Source organism: Aquisphaera insulae, from assembly GCF_011064615.1.
Lineage (GTDB): Bacteria > Planctomycetota > Planctomycetia > Isosphaerales > Isosphaeraceae > Aquisphaera > Aquisphaera insulae.
Map to the genome: position 1 here is coordinate 14,244 of NZ_JAALJH010000093.1, position 17,814 is coordinate 32,057.

9 protein-coding genes are annotated in these 17,814 nt (G+C 71.3%); 6 read left to right on the forward strand and 3 right to left on the reverse strand.

Features of this window, described 5'->3' with window-relative positions:
• The first annotated feature begins 37 nt into the window (after window positions 1–37).
• From G6O54_RS31000 to G6O54_RS31010, 3 genes are all read left to right on the forward strand, one after another.
• Window positions 38–1,375, forward strand: coding sequence for a glycosyltransferase family protein (locus tag G6O54_RS31000; protein WP_165232611.1), 1,338 nt, complete (start codon window positions 38–40; stop codon window positions 1,373–1,375).
• Between the two features lie 57 nt (window positions 1,376–1,432).
• Window positions 1,433–4,828: an AsmA family protein gene (locus tag G6O54_RS31005; RefSeq protein ID WP_165232614.1), complete on the forward strand. Its 3,396-nt coding sequence runs from the start codon at window positions 1,433–1,435 to the stop codon at window positions 4,826–4,828.
• Between the two features lie 67 nt (window positions 4,829–4,895).
• Window positions 4,896–6,161: a DUF6348 family protein gene (locus G6O54_RS31010; protein ID WP_165232617.1), complete on the forward strand. Its 1,266-nt coding sequence runs from the start codon at window positions 4,896–4,898 to the stop codon at window positions 6,159–6,161.
• A 30-nt stretch (window positions 6,162–6,191) separates the two neighbouring features.
• Here G6O54_RS31010 and G6O54_RS31015 read toward each other — a convergent pair whose 3' ends face one another.
• The gene (locus G6O54_RS31015; RefSeq protein ID WP_165232620.1) at window positions 6,192–9,575 is read right to left on the reverse strand and encodes a sigma-70 family RNA polymerase sigma factor; all 3,384 of its coding nucleotides are present in this window, start codon (window positions 9,573–9,575) and stop codon (window positions 6,192–6,194) included.
• Between the two features lie 161 nt (window positions 9,576–9,736).
• On the opposite strand from G6O54_RS31015, the gene G6O54_RS31020 reads away from it, so the two are divergent.
• Window positions 9,737–12,937 (forward strand): DUF6797 domain-containing protein, encoded by a 3,201-nt coding sequence (locus G6O54_RS31020; protein ID WP_165232623.1) that lies wholly within the window; start codon window positions 9,737–9,739, stop codon window positions 12,935–12,937.
• Between the two features lie 34 nt (window positions 12,938–12,971).
• Here the strand turns inward: G6O54_RS31020 and G6O54_RS31025 are convergent, their stop codons facing one another.
• The gene (locus G6O54_RS31025) at window positions 12,972–14,207 is read right to left on the reverse strand and encodes an alkaline phosphatase family protein (RefSeq protein WP_165232626.1); all 1,236 of its coding nucleotides are present in this window, start codon (window positions 14,205–14,207) and stop codon (window positions 12,972–12,974) included.
• A 100-nt stretch (window positions 14,208–14,307) separates the two neighbouring features.
• On the opposite strand from G6O54_RS31025, the gene G6O54_RS31030 reads away from it, so the two are divergent.
• Both G6O54_RS31030 and G6O54_RS31035 read left to right on the forward strand, forming a co-directional pair.
• A complete protein-coding gene (locus tag G6O54_RS31030) occupies window positions 14,308–15,231 on the forward strand; it encodes an alpha/beta hydrolase (RefSeq protein WP_165232629.1) in 924 nt (307 codons plus the stop codon).
• 2 nt (window positions 15,232–15,233) lie between these two features.
• Entirely contained in the window at window positions 15,234–16,514 is a 1,281-nt protein-coding gene (locus G6O54_RS31035; protein WP_165232632.1) for a HEAT repeat domain-containing protein, read from the forward strand.
• A gap of 62 nt (window positions 16,515–16,576) precedes the next feature.
• On the opposite strand, the gene G6O54_RS31040 is transcribed toward G6O54_RS31035, so the two are convergent.
• On the reverse strand, window positions 16,577–17,814 hold a 1,238-nt coding region (locus tag G6O54_RS31040; RefSeq protein ID WP_165232635.1), incomplete at its 5' end, for a tetratricopeptide repeat protein.

Sequence of the window (17,814 nt, forward strand, 5' to 3'; positions counted from 1 at the left end):
TCCCCGTTCGCCTCGAAGTGGAAGTGAGTGGCCGCGCATGCCCCTGCCACGACCGCGAAGCCTCGCCCTTGCGCCCTCCCTCGGGCGGATCCTCGAGCTGGCGCTGTTCCTCCGGGTGGTCGCCGCCTGCGCGGTGGAGTGGCAGGTCCGCCGGGCGGGATCGCCCCACGTCTGCCTCTTCCCGGACGCGGACTACTACTGGACGCTGGCCCGGACGATCCGCGCGGGGGTGCCTTATGAGATCCTGGAATGGGGGGACATCCCCCACTTCGCCCTCCGGACGCCCGGATATCCCGCCTTCCTCGCCGCCTGCCAGGCCGTCCTCGGCGATCGACCGCTGGGGGCGAGGCTGGTGCAGGCGGGGCTCGGGACGCTGTCCGTCTGGCTGGTCTACCGGCTGGTCCGCGAGGTCCTCGGGGACGACGCCGACCGGCCCCTGGCGGGCGGCGATCGCGGCCGGGAGCGGCACTGGACGGTCCCGCTCGCGGCCGCCCTGCTGGTCGCGGCCCACCCTTACTTCGCGATCCTGTCGGCCCTGTTGCTCTCCGAGGCGGCGTTCGTGCCGCTGATGCTGACGATGCTCTGGGCGCTCGCCGCGGCGGCGAACCGGACTCCGGAGGGCTCGGCCGCGCGGCTCCTCGGGCTGGGGCTGGCGGCGGGGGCCGCCGGCGGGCTCGCGGTGCTGGTGCGGCCCTCGTGGGCGCTCTTCGTGCCGGTGCTGGTCGCGGGCTTGCCGGCGATCGCCCGCGGTCCGGCGGGGCGGGGCGTCGCCTGGCGGCCCGCGATGATCGTCGGCGGGGCGACGCTGCTGGGCGCGGCGATCGTGATGAGCCCCTGGTGGATCCGCAATGCGGGGATCTACGGCCGGTTCGTCCCGACGGCCGTCTGGATGGGGGCGAGCCTCTACGACGGGCTCAATCCCGCCGCCACGGGGGCCAGCGACATGACGTTCCTGGGCGACCCGGACATCTGGCCGCTCGACGAGCTGGGACAGGACCGATTGCTGACGAGCCGGGCGCTGGCGTTCGCCGCCGGGCATCCCGGCCGCGTGCTCGGGCTGGCGGTCGTCAAGCTGGGACGCTACTGGAGCCCCTGGCCGAATGCGGCCGGGATCCGCTCGGCCTGGGTGGCGATCGGATCGACCATCGTCGTCGTCCCGATCTTCGCCATGTCGGCCCTGGGGCTCTGGTCGCGTCGCCGAGATCCGCGGTGCTGGGTCCTCCTGGCAGGCCCTTTGCTGTATTTCTGCGTGCTCCACCTGGCCTTCGCCAGCTCGATGCGCTACCGGATCCCCGCCGAGGTCCCGGCGATGGGGCTCGCCGCCCTCGGGGTGGGGTCATGGCTCCGGCGGCGGGCGGGCGAGGCGGGAGGCTGAGGACGGCCGCGGGGGGGGACGATCATCGGGCTTCGGCCCGTCGCGGGAGGGTTGCGGATGCGGGTGCGGAAGAAGCTGCGGCTGATGAAGGCGATCTTCTGGGGCCTGACGCTGCTCCTGCTGATGGCGGCCTGCGCCGGCTGGTTCGCGTACAAGCTCGTGACCGACAGCGAGACGATCGCCCGCCTGGTCCGGGCCCAGGCCGCACGGTTCCTCCCCGGCTCGACGCTGGAGACGTCGCCGGCGAGCGTGAGCATCCTGAAGGGGGAGGTCTCGCTCCGGAACGTCCAGTTGCGGCAGCGGATCGACGGCCGGCCCTTCCTGGCCGCGAGGATCGCCTGGCTGAGCGTGCGTGTCGACCCCCGCGAGCTGATGCACGGCCGGGTGGAGCCACGCGAGGTGATCATCAGCCAGCCGAAGCTCTACCTCTGCCAGCGGAGCGACGGGACCTGGAACCTCCAGGGGCTGATCGCCGACCCGTGGCCGGCCCAGGCCATCAACAACCCGCCGCCGATCGTGATCCGCAACGGCACCGTGGAGATGATCGCCGCCGAGCCGCCGCGGCCCCGGCCGGCCCCGGGCGCCGATCCGGCCCCCGTCGGCGTCACGCTCCGGCTGGCCGAGGAGCGGCCGGGCGTGGATGACGGGGTCGTCCGCACCCGCGGCACCTCGGCCTCCCGCGGCGAGCCCGGCCCGGCGAGGGCCGCGAGCCCCGCCCCCGCGGCGACGCCGCCGGCGGTCGACGATCCCTCGACCGCCGGGGCCGTGGCCATCCTCCGCGAGGTCAACATGCGGATCGAAGCCGCGGGCGACCGGCTCCGATTCGAGGGGACGGCGACGGGGGACCTCTTCAACAAGGTCGTCCTCGAGGGGACCATCGACCCGAGGACCGGCGACGTCGACCTCAAGGGGAATCTCGACGGCCTGACCCTCTCGGAGAACCTCCGCCGCAGGCTCCCGCCCCAGGCCGCCCCCACGTTCGACGCCATGGCCCTCAAGGGGGGGGACATCGACCTGAAGCTGCGCCGGCTGGCCTTCCGCCCGAAGCAGACGGAGGACCGACGCCTGGAGTACGACGCCTCCGCCAGCCTCCGCGGCGGCGCCTGGGAGTGCCCGAAGCTCCCCTTCTCTCTCAACAACTTCCTGGCCGACGTGGACCTCAAGGACGGCCTCTTGACGATCCGCCGCGCCGAGGGATCCAACGGCGGCACTCGCCTCCGCGCCGAGGGCTGGGCGCGGCCCGGGCCGTCGCTCGACGGCCCCTTCGACCTCCGCCTGGATCTCCTGCAGCTCGAGCTCGACCGGAGGCTCCAGGCGCGCACACCGGAGCAGTTCGCGGAGCTCTGGAGCGTCTTCAAGCCCCACGGCGAGGTCGACGCCTACGTCCAGCTCGTGCGCGACCTGCCGGCCGGCCCCGTGGGCGCCGGGGCGACGGTCGTCTGCCACGACGTCGGCGCCACGTATCGCCATTTCGCCTACCCGCTGGAGCATCTCAGCGGCACCCTCACGCTCGAGAAGCAGCAGCTCGCCGTGGACCTCCACGGCCTCGTCGGCGAGGGCCCCGCGCGGCTCACCGGCAAGATCGACAACCCGGGCCCGGACGCGGTCGTCGAGCTGGCGATCCACGCCGAGGCGGTCCCCGTCGACGACGCCCTCCTCAAGGCCATGCCGCCGGACGTCCGCAAGGTCGTGAACGACTTCAAGCCGCGCGGCTCGGTCAAGGGCGACGTCCGCGTCCGGCGCCGGCCGATGGTCGGGCCCGACGCGAAGCCGGAGGGGACCGTCCTGGTGGATGCCCTGCTCGACCTCAACCCGGACTGCGAGATCACCTGGGTCGGCCTGCCGTACACGGTCCGCGGGCTCACCGGCCAGCTCGAGCTGCACCCGGACCGCTGGGAGTTCCGGGGCCTCCGCGGCCGCAACGGCCAGGCGACCATCGTGGGCAACGGCCGGGTGGAGAGGCTGCCGCGGCCCGACCTCCCGAATGGGGAGCCGCCGCTGCGGATCGACCTCAAGATCGGGGCGGAGGACCTGCCGTTCAACGAGGACCTGCGGAGGTCGCTCCAGCCGGCCTGGCAGAAGACCTGGGCCATCATCGACCCGCAAGGGACCAGCAAGGTGGACGCGGCCGTCTTCCTCGAGGCGGGCAAGCCCGACCGCTACCACATCGCGATCACCCCCAAGCCGCAGGAGTCCAGCGTCCGGCTGAAGCTCCCCCGCCCGGCACAGCCGGGGGTGGAGCCCGGCGCCATGACCGAGCTGCGGATGGAGGACGTCGGCGGCCGGTTCGAATTCGACAACGGCAAGGTCCGGATGACGGGCGTCACCTTCGTCTTCCACGACGCCCCGGTCCGGTTCGAGGTCGGCGACGTGGTCGTGGAGGACAGCGGCCGGTTCGACCTGGCGGTCCGCGAGCTCGAGGTCAAGGACATCCGCTTCGGCCCGAACCTGAGGAAGGTCATGCCCCCGCTCATGGCCAAGTTCGCCAGGCGGCTCGACGACGGCCGGCCGTTCCGGGCGCGCGGGGACCTGAGGATCGGCTGGTCGGGCGTCTCCGGCGAGCCGGCCTGGTGCCGCTGGGAACGGATGAGCGTGGTCCTGAGCGACAACAGCATCACGTCGGAGGTGCCCCTCAAGCACATCCAGGGCCAGCTCGAGGAGGTCCGCGGCTGGTCCAACGGCCTGGGGCTGGAGGTCCACGGCCGGTTCAACCTGGCCAGCGTCGACGTCATGGACCAGCAGGTCACCCAGCTCACCTCGGCCTTCCACATCGAGCGCGGCCAGGCCCGCTTCGAGGAATTCAAGGGCAAGCTCCTGAAGGGGGATCTCACCGGCGGCGGCACGATCAGCCTGGAGGATTCGCCCAGCTACAGCACCTCGCTCCGCCTGGCCGGGGCCCGGCTCGAGGAATACGCCCGCACCGTCCCCGGCCACCAGTCGTTCCGCGGGGCCCTCGACGCCGCCGTCGCCCTCAAGGGCCGCGGCAGCGACATCCGCAGCGTCCAGGGCCAGGGCGACGCCCACGTCACCGAGGGGGACCTCGGGGAGATGAACCTGGCGATGAAGTTCGTGAACTTCATCAACAGCAACCTCTCGCTCTTCGACCCGGCGCGGAACGTCAGCAAGACGGCCTTCGACTCCGCCGACGTCGCGTTCCGGATCAACCAGGGGACGGCGATCCTGGACCCGATCAAGCTCACCGGCACCGCGTTCAGCCTCCAGGGCAACGGCAAGCGCGACCCGATGGGCAACCTGGACATCCGCCTGAAGGTCCTCTACGGCCGCGACCGCCTCCACCTGCCGGTCGTCAGCGACCTGGTGCGCGAGGTCAGCGCCCAGATCTTCATGGTCCACCTGACCGGCACCCAGTCCAACCCCAGCTTCTCCGGCGAGGCCCTCCCCCAGATCCAGCGGCTGGGGGTCCGCCGCGGGACGCGCGACGCGAGCAAGTGACCGTTCTGCTATCATCGGCGGGATGGGGCATCGCGTCGACGCCCGTCATTCTCATCAGGGACAAGGCATGTCAGATTCCGACGAGCTTCTGGATCTGATCGAGTCCTGCATCGTCGAGCACGGCGGCGACCTCGGCGGCTGGACCCGCCGCGACAACGACTCGCTCCAGCTCTTCGACGGCCGGGTGACGCTCCGGGCCGAGGTCCGCGAGTCCTCCCCCGGCTGGAACGAGGGCATGGTCCACGCCCACGTCCTGACGACCCTGCACGAGCACGACGACGAGATCCTCGACGCCTGCCTCTTCGGGATGGGCGACGACCGCAAGCGGGCGCTCGGCCAGGCGGCCGGCATCTGGATGACCTTGGTGGCCGGGCCCATCCGGTCGTTCCTCGACGACCGGCCGGTCTGCATGACCTGCCAGGCGAACGTCGAGGGGGGCGACGAATCCAAAGGCTACTGCCCGGGGGGCTTCGGCCTGCCGCCGGGCCTGCGGGCCTACGTCGGGCCGTCGATCGCGCGGGGGATCGCGGAGCCGCCGAAGGGCTCTTCGCCCGATGAGTCCATGCCGTGGTTCCGCTACGCGGCTGAGTCCGCCGCCCCACGCCGCGTACACCTGGCGAAGGCCACCGTGACCCACCAGGGGCCGGAAGGCTGGCGGCGTGAGCTCGAGATCGACGGCCACGACGTCTCCCACCGCGACCCCGACTGGCCGGCCCGGCCCCTCGGGCGCGACTTCGGCTACATGACCCGATTCGCCGTCTTCGAGTTCCCCCGCAACTCCAAGACGCTGGCCCGCCGGGCGAAGCTGGAGAAGGCGATCCGTCACTTCGCCGAGAACTTCGCGAAGTTCGACACCGCCGACGAGCTCATGGCGGACATGGTCGCCCGGGGTTACAACCCTGATCTCGTCCACGAGGTGGAGTCGTTCTCGACGATCGCCTTCGGCCGCGTCCTCTTCGAGGGGCTTGAGCCGCCGTATCCCGCCACGATTATCCGCGCCCGGCGGGATGGCCGGGTCCAGGACAACGTCCCCCTGATGGGACTCCCCGCCTACTCCCGCGCCCGGGCGATCGCCGCCCAGCTCCGCGAGTCGATGCCGCAGTCCGACTTCCAGGCGCTGGGCCTCTACAACGCGGAGTCGCACGGGCTGATCCAGGTGATCGAGAAGGCGGGCGGCAAGCCGGACCTGACGGGCATCACCATGTATCCCCTGGTCGTCCCCGATCGAGGTGCCTCCCAGGAGACGATGGACGAGGCCATGGCGGTCCTCCATCGCCTCATCGAGACGAATCGGCCGGCATCGAGGAAGAAGCCGTGGTGGAAGTTCTGGTAGGCCCGGCCGCACGCTCGACCTGAGCGGCGATCACGGCCCCGGCCGGAACCGCTTCATCTCGATGGCCCCGAGGTCGAGGGGCTGGTTCGGGTCCCCGCCGGACGCGCCGGGGACGATGACCTGGACGTCGGCCTCGGCGACGAGCGGCCCGACCTCGCCGTCCCGCGTCCCCGGCTCATGAGCGGCGGCCCGCATCCGGTAGCGGCCGGGGAGGACATCGTCGACGCGGAACGAACCGTCGGGGCGGACGTTGGTATCCACGGCGACCTGCGAATCGTCGTAGGCCCGGCCTTCCTCGGTCTCCAGCCAGGTTCGCACCCACTCTTCCCGCCGCGCCTCGTCGAGCCCCGGCGGGTACGGGATCCCCGCGCCGACCCGCTGGAGCGACTGGCCGAGGTAGGGGAACACGGCCCCCGGCTTGACACCTGCCGGCAGCACGAACCGGCCGACCACGGCGCGGCCCTTGCCGCCGAGGTCCACCCGCACCGTCTTGCCCGACTCGACCTTGATCCGCCGCCAGGCCCCCTTCGTGGCCCGGCTGGCGGGCCGGTCGGGCGTGAACATCCTCGCGACCATGAGGTTCCCGGGCAGGGCCCGCTCGAAGGCATACCGGCCGTCGCGATCGGTCATCGTCACTTGGTTCTGGGTGATCGGCCAGGCCTCGCCGACTGCACTCGACGGCGGGCGCACCTCGGAGAGAGTGACGGCGACACCAACGGCCGGCCGAGGGCCGAGCTTCACGACCCCCTCGACGCGGCCCCAGGGCGTCAGCGTGATAGGCTTGCTCCCATCCAGGGCCTTCCCGTCCACGTCGGCAAAGCCTTCGTCGTGGGTCGCGAAGATGCAGTGTGGCGCCGTCTGGGGGGGGAAGCGGAAGAGGCCCTGGGCGTCGGTCGTGATCCGCGGAAGGCTCCGCGGTTGGAGCACACCGTCCTGGAACTGGGCCGCTCCCTCGCGGGGCCGGAGGATGACCTCGGCATCGGGCACGGGACGTCCTTCGGGGCCGTGGATGAAACCGACGACATCGCTCGCCGACTCCATCGCCGCGTCGAATGTCGCCGTACCGGCCTCCAACCGGATTGGTGGCGAGGTGATCGTGCGGTGGCCCATGGCCTCGATGCGGAGTGACGCCGCGAGGACACCGATCCGGGCGATCTCGACCTCGTACTCCCCGTCCGAGAAACTCCGGCCAAGGTCGTCATCGTCCCAGATCGCATAACGGATGCGGTCCACTTCCGGACCGGACTCCCGGTAGTGGTCCCCCTCAATGATCCGGAACCGTGGTATCGGGCGGTCAGTCTTCGCATCAGTGACCCGGCCGCGGATGCGGAGCGGCGGGTACATCGTGAGCGTGATCTCCGGCCCGTTCGGCTGACACTCGCGCCGGACGTGCCGAATGTAACCTTCCCGGGCAAGGTCCAGGTAGACGGGCCCGGCCGGCGCCGAATCCCAGGTGAAGCGACCATCCGCATCGGACGTGCCGGACCAGCCGAGCGGTATGTGCCCCGTGGAGTCCGTCGCATTGATGGTAACCCCCTCGATCGGCTTGCCGCGGGGATCGACAACCCGGCCAATGACTTTATGGCCAGGAGAGAGACGGATCTCGACTCGCGTCATCCCCGGCTCGACGTTGATGGAGACCTGCGACGGTGACTTCCCCCCGGCCCTGGCCTCGATCGTCTGGGTACCGGTCGGGACGTGGCCGAAGCGGAATCGACCCTCGGCATCGCTTGCCGTGGACGGCGATTCGAGGTCCATCTTGCTCCGCCGGGGACCGTCTCCAAGCAGCACCGAGGCGCCGGCGATGGGCCGACCGGCGTCGTCGACGACGCGACCTTCGACCGCGAACCCCTCGTCGAGGATTGTCTCCGCCCGGGTCGCCCTCAGATCCTCATCCGAGGGCGGCGAGGTTTTCTCCGTCAGCGACGGCGGGACGAAGTCCGAATGCGCGAACCGAATGTAGGCAGAGGCCCACGTCGACGGCATCTCGTCGAATCGCCAGCGGCCCTGGGCATCGGTGACGACCTTCGCGTTCTCCTCGCTGATGAGCGTGTAGTCCTCTCGGTCGGCGGGACGACGAGAGAGCGTGCGAGCCACAATGATGATCCGGGCGCCGGCGATGGGCGTCCCATCGCGTCGCCTTACGACACCGCCGATCGACGTACCCCGCTCCAGCTCGATGGTGTGGCTCGCCGGGAGGATGCTGCCAGGATTCTGCTGGTTGGCATAGCTCCGCTCGGCATATCCCGGCTTGCGGACATCGATACGAAACCATCGAGGCTTCTTCTCGGGGATCTTGACCCGGCAGAGGCCCTTCGCGTCGGTCATCTGGCGGGCCGCGACTTTCATGCTCCCCACAGGGGGACGGAACCCGGTCCCAGGAACATTGAGGAGTACCTCCGCGCCCTCGACCGGGCCTCCGCCTGCCTTCTCGACGACGCGTATCTCGATCGTGCGGTCGGTATTCTCGACCAGGTTTCCGGCTTCCAACAGCCGAGGCTCGGGCGCCGGGTGATCCGCGAGCTGAGAAGGTTCCATATGCCTCCGGGCCAGGGGGGCAGCCACGGCGGCGGCGCAGACCGTGGCGGCGATCACGAAGGTCATCGGAATCGGGGCGACGATCATCATACGCCCGGCGACCGATCGCGCCAGGGCTATGGCCGTCGACGAGGCCCCGGCGGCTCCCGTCCCGGAGGCGAAGCCCCGCGCCGCTCGCGCGGTCGCCTCGACCCACGCGACGGACGGTTCCGAAGCGACCGGCCGCGCCGCGGGGACATCCGGCAGGACGACGGCCAGGCTGATCCCGCGACGCTTCAGTTGATCCCGGAGCCGGTCGCGGGCGCGAAGCAGGCGGCTCTGGAAGGTCCGCAGCGGGCATCCGAGGCGGCTGGCGCATTCGTCGTGGGAGAGGCCCTCGAGATGGCGCAGGACGATCGCCGCGCGGTAGGCGTCCGGCAGGCGGTCGATCTCGCGGTGGAGTTCCTCCCACGACTCGTCCAGAGGCGAGGCCGTCGCTTCATGGTCTCGTGCCATCGTCTCGGCCCTCCGCCACTCGTGCCGGGTGCGCCGGACCGCGTCGCGGCGGGCCCGCAGCGCGGTCCGGCGGGCGACGCCGTGCAGCCAGCTCGCCGCGGATTCCGACCGTCGGACCGACCGGGCGCGGCGGGCCAGGACGAGGAAGACCGCCTGGGCGGCGTCCTCCGCGTCCTGCCGGTGGCCGAGCGTGGCGCGGCAGACGCGAAGGACCATCGCCGCATGCCGCTCCACGAGCGCCCCGAATGCCGCCTCGGCCTCTTCGTTCGGGGCGTCCAGGAACCGCTCCAGCAACCGGGCGTCCGAGAGCGATCCGAGGACACCGTGGTCGAAGAGGGCCTGCAGGTGGCCGTGGACGTCGGCGATCGTGGCGGCGGTCATCCGCGAGCCTCCCCGTGGAACTCGTTCGTGCTCCGTTTCCGGGTAGTTTCCCCTCGACCCGCCGACTACTGCAAGAATCGCGGATTCCTGGGCATACTGTCAGGGCCCGCTCCCGATGAGCCTCCGTTCCGCCCAACACCTTACCGGATGGCAACCCGCCGATGATGAGCTTCCTGGGAACCGCGATCGGACTCTTGCTTTCCGGCCAGGCCAGCGCGGGCGGCACGCTCGAAGAGGCACTCCGTACCGAGGGGCCGAAGGCGCTCGCGGCCGAGGCCCGCCGTAGCGGCGACGCCCGCCGCGGGGCGGTCGTCTTCTTCCGGCCGACGATGACGTGCGCGAAGTGCCACGACGCCCAGGCCGGCGTACCCCTGCTCGGGCCGGACCTGACCACCCGCGATCGAGGAGCGGCGAACGCCGACGAGGCGATCGTGGAGTCGATCCTCTCGCCCTCGAAGGTGGTCAGGCCCGGATATGAGACGGTGACGATCGGCACCGAGGACGGCCGCGTCTTCACGGGATTGCCGGGGACGGACACGCCGGACGCCCTGGTCATCCGCGACCCCGGGCAGGACGGCAAGGCCGTGGCCATCCCCCGCAAGGACGTCGAGCAGCGGACGATCGGCGGCGCCTCGATCATGCCGGCGGGCCTGGCCAACAACCTGGAGTCGCGGGCGCAGTTCCTCGACCTGGTCCGCTACCTCATGGACATCTCCGACGGGGGGGCCGACCGTGCGAGGGCGCTGCGGCCCGACGCCGCGAGCCCGGCGAGGGCCGCGGCGCCGCTGCCCGAGGCGGATCGCGACATCGACCACGCCGGGATCATCGGCGACCTGAATGGTGAGAGCTTCAAGCGCGGGGAGGCGATCTACAATCGGGTCTGCATCAATTGCCACGGCACGAAGGACCGGCCCGGCTCGCTGCCGACCTCGCTCCGGTTCGCGTCGGGGACCTTCAAGAACGGCAGCGACTGGCTCAGCCTGTATCGGACGCTCAGCCTCGGCTTCGGCCAGATGACGCCGCAGACGTGGATGGTGCCGCGGCAGAAGTACGACGTCCTCCACTACATCCGCGAGGCCTACCTGAAGCCGCACAACCCGGGCCAGTACGCGAAGGCGGACGCGGCCTACCTGGCGAGCCTGCCGCGCGGGTCGTCCCGCGGGCCGGAGCCGGTCGAGGTCCAGCCGTGGTCGTCGATGGACTACGGCCCGAGCCTGATGGCGACCTACGAGATCAGCGGGGGAGACGAATCGAACACCGTGCCCAAGGGGATCGCCGTCCGCGTCGACCCCGGCCCCGGCGGCGTGGCCCGCGGGCATGCCTGGGTCGTCTATGACGAGGACACCATGCGGTTTGCCGCCGCCTGGACGGGCGACGGCTTCATCGACTGGAACGGCATCAACTTCAACGGCGTCCACGTCGTCCATCCCAGGCTCGTGGGCAAGGTCGAGGTCGCCAACCCACCGTTGGCCACCTGGGCGGTCGCGGGAGACGGCGGCCCGGATGGACTCTACGCGATTCAGGACGGACGGCCGACGGCCCGGGACGGCCGCCGCTACGGGCCGTTGCCGGCATCGCTGGTCCACTACCGCGGCCTTCATCGCCACGGGATGCGGACGGTCCTCGACTACACGGTCGGCGAGGCCCGCGTGCTGGAGCTGCCCGGCCTGGAGCCGCCGCTCGCCTCGGGTGCCGCGGTCTTCTCGCGGACGATCGAGTTCGGCAAGGCCACGAGCGACACGGTGCTCCGCATCGCCCCCAAGGGTACGGCGGTGGCCCTCATCCTGGGTCCCGGCGGGAGGAACACGACCCGGCCTCACCTCGTGGAGAGCAACGGCCAGACGCTCCTCTTCCTTCCGGCGACCGAGCCCCGGCGGATCAAGCTGCTGCTCTCGCGCGGCGACCCGAAGGAGCTGCAAGACCGCGCCGACCGCTCCGCGCCGCCGGAGCCCCTCGAGCCGCTCACGAAGGGCGGGCCGTCGCAGTGGCCGGAGCGGCTGACGGCCAGGGGCGAGATCGGCAAGTCCGACGGCCCATTCGCGGCGGACGTCCTCCGGACTCCGGAGAGCAACCCGTGGCTCTGCCAGCTCCGGCTTTCCGGCTTCGACTTCCTGCCCGGCGGGCGGGTCGCGGCCGTCTGCACGTGGGACGGCGACGTCTGGCTCGTCGAGGGCGTGGACCATCCGGAGAAGGGCCTGACCTGGCGGCGGATCGCCGCGGGGCTCTTCCAGCCGCTCGGGCTGAAGGTCCGCGACGGGGCCGTCTTCGTCTGCTGCCGCGACCAGATCGTCCGCCTGAACGACCTCGATGGCGACGGCGAGACCGATTTCTATGAGAACTTCAACAACGATCACCAGGTCACGACCCACTTCCATGAGTTCGCGATGGACCTCCAGGCCGACGCGGCGGGCAACTTCTACTACGCCAAGTCCGCCTGCCACGGCCTCCCCGCGACCGTGCCCCAGCACGGCACGCTCCTGAAGGTGACCGACGACGGCAAGACGACCGAGATCCTGGCCACCGGCTTCCGCGCCCCCAACGGCGTCTGCCTGAACCCCGACGGCTCGTTCTTCCTCTCCGACCAGGAAGGCTTCTGGACGCCCAAGAACCGGATCAACCTGGTCAGGCGAGGGGGCTTCTATGGGAACATCTGGGGATACACGAGCGTGACCGACACCGCGGACTCGGCCATGGAACAGCCCCTCTGCTGGCTCACGAACGTCTTCGACCGCTCGCCGGCCCAGTTGCTCTGGGTGGACACGAAGGCCCCGGCGTGGAAGCCGCTGGCCGGCTCGCTGCTCTGCCTTTCGTACGGCTACGGCAAGGTCTTCGTCGTCCTCCGCGAGACCGTGGACGGCATGGCCCAGGGGGGCGAAATCTCCTTGCCGCTGCCGAGATTCCCGACCGGCATCATGCGGGGCCGGTTCCATCCCGACAACGGGGAGCTCTACGCGTGCGGCCTCTACGGCTGGGCCGGCGACCAGACGCAGCCGGGCGGGTTCTACCGCATCCGGGCGACGGGGAGGCCGATGCTCCTGCCCGTCGGCCTGCACGCGAAGGAGGGCCGCATGGAGGTCGAATTCACCGATCCGCTCGACCCCGCCCCGGCCGCCGACCGATCCCGGTTCACGGCGAAGGTCTGGTCGCTCAAACGCACGGTGAACTACGGCTCGGACCATCTCGACGAGCATCCGCTGACCATCGCCGCCGCTCGCCTGTCGCCCGACGGCCGCACCCTCATCCTGACGATGCCCGACCTCCGCCCGACCATGGGGATGGAGCTCACCTATCGCCTCCGATCCGCGGACGGGCAGGCCCTCGAGGGGGTGATCCACAACACGATCCACCGGCTGGGGCGATGAGGGCCCGGCGAGGTCGCCTGCCATGTCCTCGCGATCAGGAGACGTAGCCCAGGCCGCGGAGGCGCTCGCGGACGAGGGCTTCCTCGTCTTCCACGCTGGTCGCGGGTCGGGCGGCGGGGGCGGCGCCGTCGAGGAGGGAGCGGCCGGAGAGGCCCTCCGGGGCGGGGCGGCCGGCGAGCTGGAGGAGCGTGGGGGCAAGGTCCAGGAGGCGGGCGCCCTCGACGGCCCCGAGGGCCGGCAGGCCGGCGCCGGCGAGGATGAAGAACCCCTCCGTCGTCGGCAGGGCATGGGGGAGGTCCGCCGCGACGTCCGCCGGCGCGGGACCGATGGCATCGGTGGCGAGCCAGCCGCGGGTCGTCGGGTGGACGATCAGGTCGGGGGCGATCCCCCGGAGGTCGCGATAGAGCTCCTCGGGCCGGAGCACGGCGGCGGCGAGCGGCCGGCCGGACTCGTCGACGGCCGTCTCGAGGACCGTCTTCAGCTCGTCCCGGCACCTCAGGCAGTCCTTCGGCTCGAGGATGCCGGCCGGCTCGCGGCCGTGGACGTTCAGGTAGATTCGCGCGTACGGCCCTCCCACGCACCAGGCGCTCGTCTTCGCCCAGTTCACGTCCAGCTCGGCGAGCGGCGCGGCCTGCGACGGCTGGCGGTTGAGCACCAGCATCCCCTCGCGGGCGAGCCAGTCGTTGAGGGCGAAGGTCCCCTCGCGGGGCGCGGTGCCGTGGGTCGAGGCGAGGAGGACCACCGCGTCCTCGCCGAGCTGCTCGAGCAGGCCGCCGAGCTCCGCGTCGAGGTGGAGCAGGTAGTCGTCGACCGCGCCCCCGGAGACGCGAGCGAGGCCGTCGTCCACGACCAAGGCGCACGACCAGTCGCCGCCGAGGGCCCGCCTCGCGTCGGCGAATCGGCGGCGGCTTTCCGCCCGGATGGCGTCGTCGCCGACGGGGCCGGATCCCGCGGAGGGCAACCCGATCGCGATCGCGGGCTTGCCGTCTCGGGCGAGCAAGTCCCAGATCGTGGGCGCGGCATGGGCCTCGGGGACCGCCGGCGCGGCATAGGATCGATCCGACCGGTCGAGCGGGCCATACACGCCGAGCTCGCCGGGGTCTCGGCCCGTCGCCAGCGACGCCCAGCCGGGGATCGGCCCAGGGGGGATCACGCCCCGGAGGGGGCCGTAGCTCCCCGCGTCCATCAGGTATCGCAGGGTCTGCAGCCGCTCATCGTTCAGGAGCCGCTCCGGGCTCGCGCCGTCGAGTCCGATGACAAGGATCTTCATGACCGCAGTGAGCTCCTTCCCGTTGTGCTACACTACCGCTTCCGTGAATCCCGAACACTCGCCGCCAACACCCCGGTCGATCCCCGTGGAGGACCCGCCGATGCGTCGTCGCGCCGCCGCATTCCCTTGCTTCGTACTCGCGATCCTGTCGGGCTGCGCCGCGACGGGCCGAGTCCTGGCCGATGGACCATCATCGACCATGGACGTCTGGCCTGGCAAGGCCCCCGGGGAGGCGGGCACCATCGGCGACGAGCACTTCCTCCCGCAGAAGTCGGGCGAGAAGGAGGTGCAACGCCTCACGAACATCACCCATCCGACCCTGACGATCCACCGCCCGGCTCGCGACAGGGACACCGGCGCCTCGGTGATCATCGCCCCCGGCGGCGGCTATCACATCCTGGCCTGGGATCTCGAGGGGGAGGAGATCGCGAGCTGGCTGAACTCGATCGGCGTCACGGGGATCGTCCTGAAGTACCGCGTCCCGAGGCGTGAGGGGACGCCCAACGACAGGCCCCCCGCCCAGGCACTCATGGACGCCCAGCGCGCCGTGAGCCTGGTGCGGAGCAAGGCCGGAGGGCTCGGGATCGACCCGAAGCGGATCGGCATCCTGGGCTTCTCGGCGGGCGGCCACCTCTCCGCCTGGACCGCCACGCACTTCGACGAGCGGACGTATCCCGCGGTCGACGAGGCCGACAAGGTGAGCTGTCGCCCGGACTTCGCCGTGCTCGTCTACCCCGCCTACCTGGACCGGCAGGATGACCCGGCGAATCCCGTGAGTCATGTCGGCTCGACGACGCCCCCGATGTTCCTGGCCCACGCCGCCGACGACTCGGTGACCTGCAAGAGCAGCCTCAACATGTTCCAGGCCCTCCGCGCCGCCAAGGTCCCGGCCGAGCTCCACATCTATTCGACGGGCGGCCACGGCTTCGGCCTCCGCGCCAGCGAGGATCCCTGCTCCACCTGGCCGAAGCGGTGCGAGGACTGGATGCGCCGGAGCGGGTTGCTGAAACCGCCCGGGAGATGACCATGGGCGGGTTGCTGGATGGACTGGACGACGTCGACTGGGGCCGGCTCTCCCATGCCTACGGGCGGGCCGGCGACGTGCCCGGGTTCCTCCGCGCCCTCGCCTCCCCCGATCCGGAGGGCCGGCGGAAGGGCCTGGGCGATCTGCGATGGACCATCTGCCACCAGGGCTCGCGCTACAGGGCGAGCGCGCCGGCGGTCCCGTTCCTCTTCGAGGTGCTGGAAGCCCCCGGGACGCAGGACCGGGCGGCGATCGTCGGTCTGCTTGCCAGCCTCGCCGTCGGCTACCAGGAGTGGCATGTGCCGCTGGGGTTCGACCCCGACGGGGCTTTCGTCGAGGCGGGACGGTTGGGGCAGGAATCCGACCTCGACGAGATCCGCGCCGCCGAACCCGATGAAGACGAGGACGACGGCGATCCGGGCCGCCTGAATCTCTGGGAGAAGGACACCTACGAGGCCGTGCTCTCGCGCGTGGACGTCTTCCGGCGGCTGGCAGCCGACGAGGACCGGGACGTGCGGCTCGCGGCGGTCAAGGCCCTGGCCTGGTTCCCGGCCGCGGGCGAGGCGTCGCTTGCGCTCGTCCGGGGGGTCGCTCGGGAGCAGGCGGATCCGGACGAACGTGCCAACGCGATCTTCTGCCTGGGGATCCTCGGGCATGTCCTCCACGACGACTCCGACGCGTCCCGGATGGGCGCCGAGCTCTCGCCCGATCGGCCCGCCGCGGTCCGCATCGCCGCGGCCATCTCGATGGGTGTGCTGCTGGGTCGAGAGATCCCGGACGAGGCCCTCGCCGTGCTCCTGGATGCGGCCCAGGACCTGGACGCGACGGACGCCGCGGGGAAACCGATCCCCTGGCACTGGCTCGGCCTGGGCGGCCACGCGAGCGCCGTGATCCGGCACGTCCGCCCGGCGGCGACGGCGCCGACCCTGGCGGCGTTATCTCGCGCGTCCGAGAAGGTCACGGAGCCCATGGGGGGGGCGGAGCTATTCGCGGCCTTGCTGAGCGTCGTATTCCCCGACGGGGACGCCATCCCCACCAGGATGGTCCCGCCGTCCGGCTTCCCCCAGGTCGATCCGATGCGCCTGACCCGCGCCCAGGCGGAGGCGCTCCGGGCGATCGGCCGCGCGCCCGTCTGGCGGAAGGAGCCCTTCTTCTACGGCCGATTGATGGACGTCGGCCTCGAATTCCACCTTCCATGGGACCCGAAGCGATATCGCGAGCTCGTCGAGGCCGTTGAGGAGCACGTCGCGGATCACTCGCCCGAAGCCGCGCCCGGCGAGTGATCCGCGTCCCGCCGCCCCGGGGACGTCGAGGGTCCGCGGGGCGGCTCGATCGGCGCTCTCGCTCACGACTTGCTGAACGTCAGCCCCGCGCCCGGCTGGTTGGAGCCGCTGGGGGGGGCGAAGAGGAACGTGCCGGCATCCTTCTCGGTGACCTTGCCGACCAGCGGCGGGCCCTCGGGCTGGAGGAGTGCCAGGGTGCCGTCCTTGAAGCCGGCGCGGCCGGTCAGGGTCTGCTTCTGGCCCTTGTTGTCGACCTCCCAGGAGAACTCGCCGTCGGCCTTGAGGGTCAGGGTGATTCCGAGATCCGCATTGGGCTTCGCCTTCCACGTGCCGACCAGGTTGGCCGGCGGCGGCGGAGGCGGGGGCTCGTCCTCGGCGGCGGGGGCCTCGGCCTCGGCCGGAGGATTCGCATTCGCGGCGGGCTGGCCGGCGGGAGCGGCCGCGTTGGCCGCGACGTTCGTCGCGGCGGCGGCCGGCGCGGGGGCCTCCGCCGGCTGCTCGGCGACCTTCTTCAGGGCCTTGACGAAGGAGGCGGAGAGCTTGTCGTCGGGCTGGAGCGTGGTCACCTTCTGGAACTCGGCGGCCGCGGCCTCCTGGTGGCCCTGGGTCATGTAGTGATAGGCGAGCAGGAAGTTGGTCGCCGGCGCCGTCGGGTTGGCCTTCACGACCGCCTCGAGGGCGCGGACCTGGTTGGTGTAGGTGTCGACGTCGGGATAGAGCCCGACGAGCGTGGCCCAGCTCCAGCCGGGCCCCGCCGAGAGCACCGCGTAGACGACGGCCGCGGCCTCGTCGTAGCGCTTCAGCGCGAACAGGCAGAGCGCGCGGAATTCATGCACGGCCGGCATGTTCGGCTCGGCCTTGATCACCTGGTCCGCGAGGCTCAGGGCCTTGGCGTAGTCGCCCGCCTTGAAGGCGTCGCGGGCCGTGGAGAAGAGCTGCTCCTCGGTCGAGGCGGCCGTCTCCGCGACGGCCGCCGCCTCCGCCGTGGCGGGGGCTGGCTGGGACGCCGCGGCGGCGACGTTGATCGGCTGGCTGTAGTCATAGACGATCGTCGTCTGCTGTGCGGGCTGTGCAGCGACCACCGCCGCGTTGTAGGGATTGGCATAGCCGCTGTATAGCCAGTTGCTGGCCACCGAGCCGATTCCCCAGCTCGAATAGTTGCTCACGCCCCAGGTCGGGAAATAGTCATAGACCCCGAACCCGGCCGAGTACACCGGCGAGGCGACCACCGTCCCCAGGGCACCCATGCCGAACGCCGTGAGCGCGCCGGTGCCAAAGCCGGTCCAGAAGCCGTTGTTGC

Bases quoted from the DNA above. Each gene is read 5' to 3' on its own strand.
- G6O54_RS31000 (WP_165232611.1), top strand. From the start codon at position 38: ATGCCCCTGCCACGACCGCGAAGCCTCGCCCTTGCGCCCTCCCTCGGG.
- G6O54_RS31005 (WP_165232614.1), top strand. From the start codon at position 1,433: ATGCGGGTGCGGAAGAAGCTGCGGCTGATGAAGGCGATCTTCTGGGGC.
- G6O54_RS31010 (WP_165232617.1), top strand. From the start codon at position 4,896: ATGTCAGATTCCGACGAGCTTCTGGATCTGATCGAGTCCTGCATCGTC.
- G6O54_RS31015 (WP_165232620.1), bottom strand. From the start codon at position 9,575: ATGACCGCCGCCACGATCGCCGACGTCCACGGCCACCTGCAGGCCCTC.
- G6O54_RS31020 (WP_165232623.1), top strand. From the start codon at position 9,737: ATGATGAGCTTCCTGGGAACCGCGATCGGACTCTTGCTTTCCGGCCAG.
- G6O54_RS31025 (WP_165232626.1), bottom strand. From the start codon at position 14,207: ATGAAGATCCTTGTCATCGGACTCGACGGCGCGAGCCCGGAGCGGCTC.
- G6O54_RS31030 (WP_165232629.1), top strand. From the start codon at position 14,308: ATGCGTCGTCGCGCCGCCGCATTCCCTTGCTTCGTACTCGCGATCCTG.
- G6O54_RS31035 (WP_165232632.1), top strand. From the start codon at position 15,234: ATGGGCGGGTTGCTGGATGGACTGGACGACGTCGACTGGGGCCGGCTC.